This window comes from Rhizobacter sp. P1_G5, from assembly GCF_056405435.1.
This window is the reverse complement of record NZ_JBFUCB010000181.1, coordinates 1-9889: the sequence shown is the minus strand read 5'-3', so window position 1 is coordinate 9889 and position 9889 is coordinate 1. Positions and strand designations below refer to the sequence as shown.

Sequence of the window (9889 nt, the reverse complement as noted above, 5' to 3'; positions counted from 1 at the left end):
CTGTACATCCTGCAGGCCCGCCCCGAGACGGTGAAGAGCCAGGCGGCCGGCAAGGCGGAGCAGCGCTACAAGCTCAAGGGCAGCGGTACCGTGCTGGCCGAAGGCCGCGCGATCGGCCAGAAGATCGGCACCGGCCCGGTGCGCATCGTGCACAGCCTGGCCGACATGGACACCGTGCAGGCCGGCGACGTGCTCGTCACCGACATGACCGACCCGAACTGGGAGCCGGTGATGAAGCGCGCCAGCGCGATCGTCACGAACCGCGGCGGGCGCACCTGCCACGCGGCGATCATCGCGCGCGAGCTGGGCATCCCGGCCGTGGTCGGCTGCGGCGACGCGACCGAGACGCTGAAGGAAGGCGCGCTCGTCACCGTGGCCTGCTCCGAAGGCGACACCGGCTACATCTACGAGGGCCTGCTCGACACCGAGGTCTCCGAGGTGCAGCGCGGCGAGCTGCCGTACTGCCCGGTGAAGATCATGATGAACGTCGGCAACCCGCAGCTGGCCTTCGATTTCGCGCAGATGCCCAACAGCGGCGTCGGCCTCGCGCGGCTCGAGTTCATCATCAACAACAACATCGGCGTGCACCCGAAGGCGATCCTCGACTACCCGAACATCGACCTCGACCTGAAGAAGGCGGTCGAGTCGGTGGCGCGCGGGCATGCGTCGCCGCGCGCGTTCTACGTCGACAAGCTGGTCGAGGGCGTGGCCACCATCGCGGCCGCGTTCTGGCCGAAGCCGGTGATCGTGCGGCTCTCYGATTTCAAGAGCAACGAGTACCGCAAGCTGATCGGCGGCTCGCGCTACGAGCCCGAGGAAGAGAACCCGATGCTCGGCTTCCGCGGCGCGTCGCGCTACGTCAGCGAGAGCTTCGGCGAGGCCTTCGCGATGGAGTGCGAGGCCCTGAAGCGCGTGCGCAGCGACATGGGGCTCGACAACGTCGAGATCATGGTGCCGTTCGTGCGCACCGTCGGGCAGGCGAAACGGGTCGTCGAGATGCTGGCCGAGCACGGGCTCAAGCGGGCCTCGGCGGGCGGGCAGGACGGGCTGCGCATCATCATGATGTGCGAGGTGCCGAGCAATGCGATCCTCGCCGAGCAGTTCCTCGAGCACTTCGACGGCATGTCGATCGGCTCGAACGACCTGACGCAGCTGACGCTCGGGCTCGACCGCGATTCGGGCATGGAGCTGCTGGCGCGCGACTTCGACGAGCGCGATCCGGCCGTGAAGGCGATGATCTCGCGCGCGATCGCGGCCTGCCGTGCAGTCGGCAAGTACATCGGCATCTGCGGCCAGGGGCCGAGCGACCACCCCGACTTCGCCGACTGGCTGGCGCAGGAGGGGATCGTGTCGATCTCGCTGAATCCCGACACGGTCGTCGAGACCTGGCAGCGCCTCGCGAAACGTTGAGCGTGATGTGACGCCGGTCGAACCCACCGCCTACTGGCGCCGCAACCGGCGCATCGTCGCCGGCCTGCTGGCGGTGTGGTTCGCGGTCGGCTTCGGCGTCGCGTGGTTCGCGCGCGACCTGGGCTTCGGCTTCTTCGGCTGGCCGTTCAGCTTCTGGGTCGGCGCGCAGGGCGCCTTGCTGGTGTTCCTCGCGATCATCGGCGCCTACGCGTGGGTGATGAACCGGATGGACGCCGCGCAGCCGGGCGGCGACCATGCCGGCCATGAGTGACCCCGGCGAGCAGCGCCGCTTTCTTCGCCGGCTCAACAAGGTCTACGGGCTCTACACCGTGGGCCTGCTGGCGTTCATCGCGGCGCTCGCCGCCGCCGAGCAGGCCGGGCTGCCCAAGCGCTGGATCGGCGTCACCTTCCTGCTGGCCACCGTCGCGCTGTATGCCGGCATCGGCATCATCTGCCGCACCACCGACGCGAACGAGTACTACGTGGCCGGGCGGCGCGTGCCGGCGGTCTACAACGGCATGGCGACCGCGGCGGACTGGATGTCGGCCGCGTCCTTCATCAGCCTGGCCGGCACCATGTACCTGCAGGGCTATGGCGGCCTCGCGTTCATCATGGGCTGGACAGGCGGCTTCTGCCTGGTGGCGCTGCTGCTGGCACCGTACCTGCGCAAGTTCGGCGAGTTCACGATTCCCGACTTCCTCGGCGCCCGCTATGGCGGCCATGCGCCGCGGCTGATCGGCGCGGCCGCGGCCATCCTCTGCTCGTTCACCTACGTGGTGGCGCAGATCTACGGCGTCGGGCTGATCACCACGCGGCTGACCGGCGTGGCCTTCGAGGTCGGCATCTTCCTCGGGCTGGGCGGCGTGCTGGTGTGCTCGTTCCTCGGCGGCATGCGCGCGRTSACCTGGACGCAGGTGGCGCAGTACATCGTGCTGCTGGTGGCCTACCTGGTGCCGGTGGTGTGGCTGTCGGTCAAGCAGACCGGCGTGCCGGTGCCGCAGGCGATCTACGGCGCGCAGCTGCAGAAGCTGAGCGAGCGCGAGAAGGCGCTGGCGCAGGATCCGCGCGAATTGGAGGTGATCGCGCTGTACAAGGCGCGCGCCGAGGGCGATGCGATGCGGCTGCGCGACGTGGCCGGCTCGCTGGCGCTGGAGCGCGATGCGGCGCGCCGCCGGCTGGCCGAGCTGCGGCAGGCCGGTGCCTCGCTGGCCGAACTGCAGGCGGCCGAGAAGCTGCTGCTGTCGCTGCCGGCCGACGAGGCCGCGGCGCGCATCGCGTGGACGCAGTCGCAGGCGGCCAACGAGGCGAGGGCGCATCCGCTGGGCGGCATGCCGCCGCACGGCACGCCGTTTGCGGGTGATCCCGACGGCACGCCGGGCGAGCGCGAGGCCTTCGACGATTCGCGGCGCAACTTCATCGCGCTGGTGTTCTGCCTGATGATCGGCACCGCGGCGCTGCCGCACATCCTGGCGCGCTGCTACACGGCGCCGTCGGTGCGGCAGGCGCGGCAATCGGTCACCTGGTCGCTGTTCTTCATCCTGCTGCTGTACCTGTCGGCGCCGGCGCTCGCGGTGCTGGTGAAGTACGAGTTGTTCACCTCGCTGGTCGGCACGCCCTTCGAGCAGCTGCCGGCCTGGATCGCGAACTGGGCCAAGGTCGACCCGACGCTGCTGTCGGTGGCCGACATCAACCGCGACGGCGTGCTGCAGCTGGGCGAGATCCGCATCGGCGCCGACATCATCGTGCTGGCCACGCCCGAGATCGCCGGGCTGCCCTACGTCGTCTCGGGCATGGTGGCGGCCGGCGGGCTGGCGGCGGCGCTGTCGACCGCCGACGGGCTGCTGCTGACGATCTCGAGCGCGCTGTCGCACGACGTGTACTACCGCACGCTCGATCCGCACGCCGCCGGCGGGCTGCGGGTGATGCTGTCGAAGGTGATGCTGCTGCTGGTCGCGCTGGCGGCGGCGGCGCTCGCGACGCAGAAGCCGGCGGACATCGTCTTCCTGGTGTCGGCGGCGTTCTCGTTCGCCGGCTCGGCCTTCTTCCCGGCGCTGGTGCTGGGGGTGTTCTGGCGGCGCGCCAACCGCCAGGGCGCGGTGCTGGGCATGCTGGTCGGGCTGTCGGTGACGCTGTACTACATGGCGATGAACGAGCCCTGGATGCGCGGGCTGCTGGGCGTGCAGGTGCCGGGGCGGCTGTGGTTCGGCATTCAGCCGATCTCGGCGGGCGTGTTCGGCGTGCCGGCGGGCTTCGCGGCGACGGTCATCGGCAGCCTGCTGGGGCCGGCGCCGGGGCCGCAGACGCAGGCTTTCCTCGATCGCCTTCGCTCGCCTTGAATCTGCCAAGACAGAAAAATGTCCACTCACCCGATTTCTGAGTAGAATCCCGGGTTCGCCTTGCCACACCCAGACGACGCTTGGGGTGGTTCCGTGTCCAAAGCCTTCGATTCACTGAAGGGCAGAGGACGCAAATCCAAAAGGAGTTTCAATGCGTCACTACGAAATCATCTTGCTCATCCATCCGGATCAGAGCGAACAGGTTCCGGCCATGCTGGAGCGCTACAAGGGTGTGATCACCGCCGGCGGCGGCAAGGTCCACCGTGTGGAAGATTGGGGCCGTCGCCAGATGGCTTACCTGATCCAGAAGCTGGCCAAGGCCCACTACCTCTGCATCAACATCGAATGCAGCAAGGAAGTCCTCGGCGAGCTGGAAACAGGCTTCCGCTTCAACGACGCCGTGCTGCGTCACCTGACCGTCGTTCGCCCCCAGGCCGACACCGGTCCGTCGGTGATGATGAAGGCGGTCGAGAAGGAAGAGTCCCGCAAGGCCCCGCAGGAAGCTGCAGCCTGAGAACGGTGAGGTCCCGCGGCTGTCACCCGGGCGTTGCATGAACCGATTGGTTCTGGCGGCGCAAGTGGTGGAGCGAGGGGCCGTGAGATACACACCGGCCGGGCTGCCGGCCTTCGATTTGAGCCTCAAGCACGAATCGCAGGTCAGCGAATCCGGCCAGGTCCGCCGAGTCTCCCTGGAGATCCGGGCCGTGGCCATCGGTGACATCACACGGCGCCTGCAGGCACTGCCGATCGGAAGCACAGGCACCTTCGCCGGCTTTCTGTCAGCAATGCGCAGCGGTCGCGGCACGCTGTTCCATGTGACCGAATTCGAATGAGCCCCGTGCTCAACCTGTTTGTCCGAATCTGATATTCAAGTGAGGTGAAATATGCCCCCGCCACGTGGTAAAGGTCGGTTCTCGAAGGACCGCAAGCCCAAGCGCAACCAACAATCCCTGCTGTTCCGCCGCAAGCGCTTCTGCCGCTTCACGGTGACCGGCGTCAAGGAAATCGACTACAAGGACATCGACACCTTGCGCGATTTCATCGGTGAGAACGGCAAGATCACGCCCGCACGCCTGACCGGCACGCGCGCGTTCTTCCAGCGTCAGCTGACCACCGCCATCAAGCGCGCGCGCTTCCTGGCGATGCTGCCGTACAGCGACCAGCACAAGGTCTGAGGAGCCACACCATGCAAGTGATCCTGCTCGAMAAAGTSGKSAACCTCGGWAACCTCGGCGAWRTCGTCAAGGTCAAGGACGGTTATGCACGCAACTTCCTGATCCCGACCAAGTCCGCACGCCGTGCGACGCCGGTCGCAATCAAGGAATTCGAAGCCAAGCGCGCCGAACTCGAAAAGGCCGCTGCCGACAAGCTCGCCACCGCGCAAGCGCTGGGCGAGAAGATGAGCGGCCGCACCGTTCACATCACGCAAAAGGCGGGTGTGGATGGCCGGTTGTTCGGCTCGGTGACCAACAACGACATCGCCGAAGCGCTGACGCGCATCGACTTCAAGATCGCCAAGGCGCAGGTTCGCCTGCCCAACGGTCCGCTGAAGACGGTCGGCGAGCACGTCGTGTCGGTGGCGCCGCACACTGATGTGGTCGTGGATGTCAAGGTTGTGGTGGTCGGCGAAACCGACTAAGGTTGCGCCTCGCGCCTCGACAAAAGGGTCGGCTTCGCCGGCCCTTTTTCATTGGGGCGCGAGTTCTCCGCGGTTGTCCAGTGCTTGATCACCGGATGCCAACAGGGATGTCCACAGGGTTGCCCACAGGAAGTATCGATGTCCTCGGTTTTCAATCTCCCCCCGCAATTCGGATCCGACGCAGCGCGCAGCCACGGTGCGGAAGATGACGAGGTGGCGCGCCTGCGCGTGCCGCCGCATTCGATCGAGGCTGAGCAGAGCGTCATCGGCGGCCTGCTGCTCGACAACAGTGCCTGGGACCGTTGCGGCGACCTGCTGCAGGACACCGACTTCTACCGCTACGAGCACAAGCTGATCTACGCGGCGATCGGCGGGCTGATCAACGGCTCGAAGCCGGCCGACGTGATCACCGTGTTCGAGCAGCTGCAGGGCCTGGGCAAGGCGGCCGATTGCGGCGGGCTGACCTACCTGAACGCGCTCGCGCAGAGCGTGCCGAGCGCGTCCAACCTGCGCCGCTATGCCGAGATCGTCCGCGAGCGCGCGGTGCTGCGCAAGCTGGTGGCCGCCAGCGACGAGATCGCGACCGCGGCGTTCAATCCGCAGGGCCGGCCGGTCTCGCAGATCCTCGACGAATCCGAAAGCAAGATCTTCAAGATCGGCGAAGAGGGCTCACGCTCGCGCCAGGGCTTCATCAGCATGGACACGCTGGTGGTGCAGCTGATCGACCGCGTCAACGAGTTGCACGAGAACGGCGCCGAGGAAGTGACCGGCGTGCGCACCGGCTTCTTCGACATGGACCGCATGACCGCCGGGCTGCAGCCGGGCGACCTGATCGTGCTGGCAGCGCGGCCCTCGATGGGCAAGGCGCAGCCGCTGGATGCGCGGGTGCGCACGCTGTCGGCCTGGAAGCGCATGGGCGAGCTCGAAGTCGGCGATGCGGTCGCGTCGGTCGACGGGCGGCCGTCGATCGTCACCGGCCTCTACCCGCAGGGTGAGAAGGACGTCTGGCGCGTCCGCTTCTCCGATGGCCGGTCGGCCGAGTGCTGCGACGAGCATCTGTGGCGCGTGCATTTCCGCAGCTGGAAAGAACCGCGCGTGCTGAGCACCGCCGAGCTGCGGGTGATGCTGCAGAAGCCGCGCTACCAGGGCCGTCTCTGGATCGATTGCGCGACCGGTGATTTCGGTCACCTCGATGCGCTGCCGGTCGACCCGTGGCTGCTCGGTGCTCTCATCGGCGACGGGAATCTGACCGGCACCGGCTCGGTCCGCTTCTCGACCGCAGAGCCCGAAATGATCGAGCGCGTCGCCGAGCGCGCCGGCGACGGCATGGAAGTCACGCACGCCGGTCGCTACGACTACCGCATCGTGCGCCGCGACCGCGGCCATGTGCCCGGGCTGCTCGGCGCGCAACCCAACCCGCTGCGCACCGCGCTCGAGGCGCTCGGCCTGTCGGGCCTGTCCAGCGACCAGAAATTCATTCCCGAGTCCTATCTCACCGCCAGCCGCGAGCGCCGGCTCGACCTGCTGCGCGGCCTGCTCGACACCGATGGCTGGGTCGAGCGCTGGGGCAGCGTGCGCCTCTCGACCGCGAGCCGGCGCCTGGCCGACGACGTGGCTGCGCTGGTCCGCTCGCTCGGCGGCTGGTGCTCGATCAGCCAGAAGGCGCCGCATTTCACCAACGTTGCCGGGATGCGCGTGCCGGGCCTGCCGGCCTACGTGTGCCACATCTCGCACCCTGAACCGCGCTCGCTGTTCCTGCTGTCGGACAAGCAGGCCCGCACGCCCGAGCGCTGGCAGCGCCAGAAGCGGCTGACGCTCAGCGCGATCGAGCCGTCGCGCCGCGCGCCGTGCCAGTGCATCTCGGTGTCGCATCCGCAGCGGCTGTACATCACCGACGAAGATGTCGTCACGCACAACACCGCCTTCGCATTGAACATCGCCGAGAACGTCGCGGTGCACGAGGGCCTGCCGGTCGTCGTGTTCTCGATGGAAATGGGCGCGGCGCAGCTCGCATTGCGGATGGTCGGCTCGCTCGGCCGCATCGACCAGAGCAACCTGCGCACCGGCAAGCTGCGCGACGACGAATGGGGCCGGCTGTCCGAGGCGGTCGAGAAGCTCGGCAAGGCTGCGGTCTTCATCGACGAAGGCTCTGCGCTGTCGCCGAGCGAGCTGCGCGCCCGTGCGCGCCGCCAGGCGCGGCAGTGCGGCCAGCTCGGACTGATCGTCGTCGACTACCTGCAGCTGATGAGCGGCAGCGGCGGCGGCAGCGAGGAAAACCGCGCCACCGTGATCGGCGAGATCTCGCGCGGCCTGAAGTCGCTGGCCAAGGAACTGAAGTGCCCGGTGATCGCGCTGTCGCAGCTGAACCGAAGCGTCGAGACTCGTACCGACAAGCGCCCGATGATGAGCGATCTTCGTGAATCGGGAGCGATCGAGCAGGATGCAGACGTCATCATGTTCATCTACCGCGACGACTACTACACCAAGGACGAGAGCAAGGACCCGGGTGTCGCCGAGATCATCATCGGCAAGCAGCGGAACGGCCCGACCGGCACGGTGCGGCTCGCGTTCCTGAAGCCGCTCACGAAGTTCGAGAACCTCGCGCCCGGCAGCGACCGGGGCGGGGGCGGCGACATGTACTGACGCGCGGGGCGCCAGCGCACACGGTCAGTATCCCCGTCCTTCATCCACCTGGTTCAGCAGCGGCTCGCCGCGCATCGCGCGCCGCACGTTCTCGGCGAGYTGCGGTGCCGCGGTGGCGGCCGTCGTGATGCCGCCGACGTGCGGCGTCACGAGGATGCCCGGGTGGCGCCAGAACGGATGGCCCGCGGGCAGCGGCTCCACCGTCGCCACGTCGATCGTCGCGGCTTCGAGCCGGCGGCTCGCGAGCGCCGCCAGCAGGTCGTCTTCCACCAGGTGCCCGCCGCGGCCCATGTTGATCACGAACGAGCCGGGCCGCATCTGCGAGAACAGCGCGCCCGACAGGATGCCGTGCGTCTCGTCGGTCAACGGCAGCAGGTTGACGAGGATGTCGGTGGCGCCGGCGAGTTGCGCAAGCCCGGCGGCACCGGCATGGGTGCGCACGCCGGCCAGTTCGCGCGGCGACCGGCTCCAGCCGTGCACCGTGAACCCTTCGGCCGCGAGCGCCGCGGCCACCGCGCTGCCGAGCTCGCCGAGCCCGAGCACGCCCACCGCCGATTGCGCATTCAACCGCGGGTGCTCGAAGCGCCACAGCGCCGCCTGCGAATCGCGCTCGTAGCGGTGGAAGCGCCGGTGGTAGCGCAGCACCGCGGCCTTCGCATAGCCGACGATGTGCTGCGCGAGCGAGCTGTCGACCGATCGCGCGAGCGGTACGCCCGGAGGCATGCGCGTGCGGTCGAACTGGTTCACGCCGGCCGACAGCGACAGCACCGCGCGCAGGTTCGAGAACGCGCGCAGGCCCTCGGGCGGCAGGTTGTACATCAGGCCGATGTCGATCTCGTGCGGCGCCGCGCAGCCGGGCCCGACGATGAAGTCGAAGGCGTCGTCGCCGAGTTGCCCGGCCAGTGCGTCGCGCCACATCGCGGGCGGATCGATGCGGCTGAAATAGTAGATGCGGGGGCGTGCTGCATTCATCGTGGCGCCGATGATAGGCAGCCGGGCCGCGGCGGCCGGCAATAAAACTAAGGCCGCCCGTTGAGTTTTTCGATCGGCTGCCGCGCCGCACGGCTCCTATGATCCGGGATCCCTGGCTGCCGGCATCCCGTCGTGAACCCTCCGCAAGCTCCCGCCGCCCCGCGTTTCAACCAGCCGCTGGGCGGTGACGCGGTGCCGCGCTTCGCCGGCATCGCGACGATGATGCGGCTGCCGCACCAGCCGACCGCCGAGGGGCTCGACGCCTGCTTCGTCGGCGTGCCGTTCGACCTGGGCACCTCCAACCGCTCCGGTGCGCGCTTCGGCCCGCGCCAGGTGCGCAGCGAGTCGGTGCTGCTGCGGCCCTACAACATGGCCACGCGCGCCGCGCCCTTCGATTCGCTGCAGGTCGCCGACATCGGCGACGTGGCGACCAACCCGTACAACATCGTCGATTCGATCGACCGCATCGAGGCGGCCTACGACCGCATCATCGCCGGCGGCTGCCGCCCGATCACGATCGGTGGCGACCACACGATCGCCTGGCCGATCCTGCGCGCGATGCGCAAGCGCTACGGCCCGCTCGGCGTCGTGCACGTCGACGCGCATGCCGACGTCAACGACACGATGGGCGGCGAGAAGATCGCGCACGGCACGCCGTTTCGCCGCGCCGTCGAAGAGGGCCTGCTCGACTGCCAACGCGTCGTGCAGATCGGCCTGCGCGGCACCGGCTACCACGCCGACGATTTCGACTGGTGCCGCGCGCAGGGCTTTCGCGTGGTGCAGGCCGAGGAGTGCTGGCACCGCAGCCTGCTGCCGCTGATGAAGGAGGTGGTCGAGCGCGTCGGCGGGGGGCCCGTCTACCTCAGCTTCGACATCGACGGCCTCGACC

10 protein-coding genes are annotated in these 9889 nt (G+C 68.4%); 9 read left to right on the top strand and 1 reads right to left on the bottom strand.

What is annotated here, in order from left to right; genetic code table 11:
• The 8 genes from ppsA to dnaB form a co-directional block, all read left to right on the top strand.
• Positions 1-1410, top strand: a 1410-nt coding sequence (ppsA, locus tag AC1D12_RS14530) for a phosphoenolpyruvate synthase (protein WP_477841121.1), incomplete at its 5' end; no start/stop codon positions are given.
• 7 nt (positions 1411-1417) lie between these two features.
• Positions 1418-1681 carry a DUF4212 domain-containing protein gene (locus tag AC1D12_RS14525; RefSeq protein ID WP_465112330.1) on the top strand — a complete coding sequence of 88 codons (264 nt, stop codon included), beginning with the start codon at positions 1418-1420 and terminating at the stop codon, positions 1679-1681.
• Positions 1674-3746, top strand: a complete 2073-nt coding sequence (locus AC1D12_RS14520; RefSeq protein WP_477841119.1) for a sodium:solute symporter family protein — start codon at positions 1674-1676, stop codon at positions 3744-3746. The genes AC1D12_RS14525 and AC1D12_RS14520 overlap by 8 nt, the downstream gene beginning before the upstream one ends.
• A gap of 151 nt (positions 3747-3897) precedes the next feature.
• Complete coding sequence (rpsF, locus tag AC1D12_RS14515; RefSeq protein ID WP_047502595.1) at positions 3898-4260, top strand: 30S ribosomal protein S6; 363 nt, start codon at positions 3898-3900, stop codon at positions 4258-4260.
• Between the two features lie 37 nt (positions 4261-4297).
• Positions 4298-4579 carry a primosomal replication protein N gene (gene priB, locus AC1D12_RS14510; RefSeq protein WP_047502598.1) on the top strand — a complete coding sequence of 94 codons (282 nt, stop codon included), beginning with the start codon at positions 4298-4300 and terminating at the stop codon, positions 4577-4579.
• A 51-nt stretch (positions 4580-4630) separates the two neighbouring features.
• Positions 4631-4921, top strand: a complete 291-nt coding sequence (gene rpsR / locus AC1D12_RS14505) for a 30S ribosomal protein S18 (RefSeq protein WP_047502601.1) — start codon at positions 4631-4633, stop codon at positions 4919-4921.
• An 11-nt stretch (positions 4922-4932) separates the two neighbouring features.
• Positions 4933-5385 (top strand): 50S ribosomal protein L9, encoded by a 453-nt coding sequence (gene rplI / locus AC1D12_RS14500; RefSeq protein ID WP_477841117.1) that lies wholly within the window; start codon positions 4933-4935, stop codon positions 5383-5385.
• Between the two features lie 138 nt (positions 5386-5523).
• Positions 5524-8028 (top strand): replicative DNA helicase, encoded by a 2505-nt coding sequence (dnaB, locus tag AC1D12_RS14495; protein WP_477841115.1) that lies wholly within the window; start codon positions 5524-5526, stop codon positions 8026-8028.
• Between the two features lie 24 nt (positions 8029-8052).
• On the opposite strand, the gene AC1D12_RS14490 is transcribed toward dnaB, so the two are convergent.
• Complete coding sequence (locus AC1D12_RS14490; protein ID WP_477827871.1) at positions 8053-9000, bottom strand: 2-hydroxyacid dehydrogenase; 948 nt, start codon at positions 8998-9000, stop codon at positions 8053-8055.
• A 132-nt stretch (positions 9001-9132) separates the two neighbouring features.
• Here AC1D12_RS14490 and AC1D12_RS14485 point away from each other — a divergent pair.
• Positions 9133-9889, top strand: a 757-nt coding sequence (locus tag AC1D12_RS14485; protein ID WP_477841114.1) for an agmatinase, incomplete at its 3' end; no start/stop codon positions are given.

What these genes read in the sequence shown, in the direction of transcription:
- rpsF (WP_047502595.1), top strand. Translation starts at nt 3,898, where the DNA reads ATGCGTCACTACGAAATCATCTTGCTCATCCATCCGGATCAGAGCGAA.
- priB (WP_047502598.1), top strand. Translation starts at nt 4,298, where the DNA reads ATGAACCGATTGGTTCTGGCGGCGCAAGTGGTGGAGCGAGGGGCCGTG.
- rpsR (WP_047502601.1), top strand. Translation starts at nt 4,631, where the DNA reads ATGCCCCCGCCACGTGGTAAAGGTCGGTTCTCGAAGGACCGCAAGCCC.
- dnaB (WP_477841115.1), top strand. Translation starts at nt 5,524, where the DNA reads ATGTCCTCGGTTTTCAATCTCCCCCCGCAATTCGGATCCGACGCAGCG.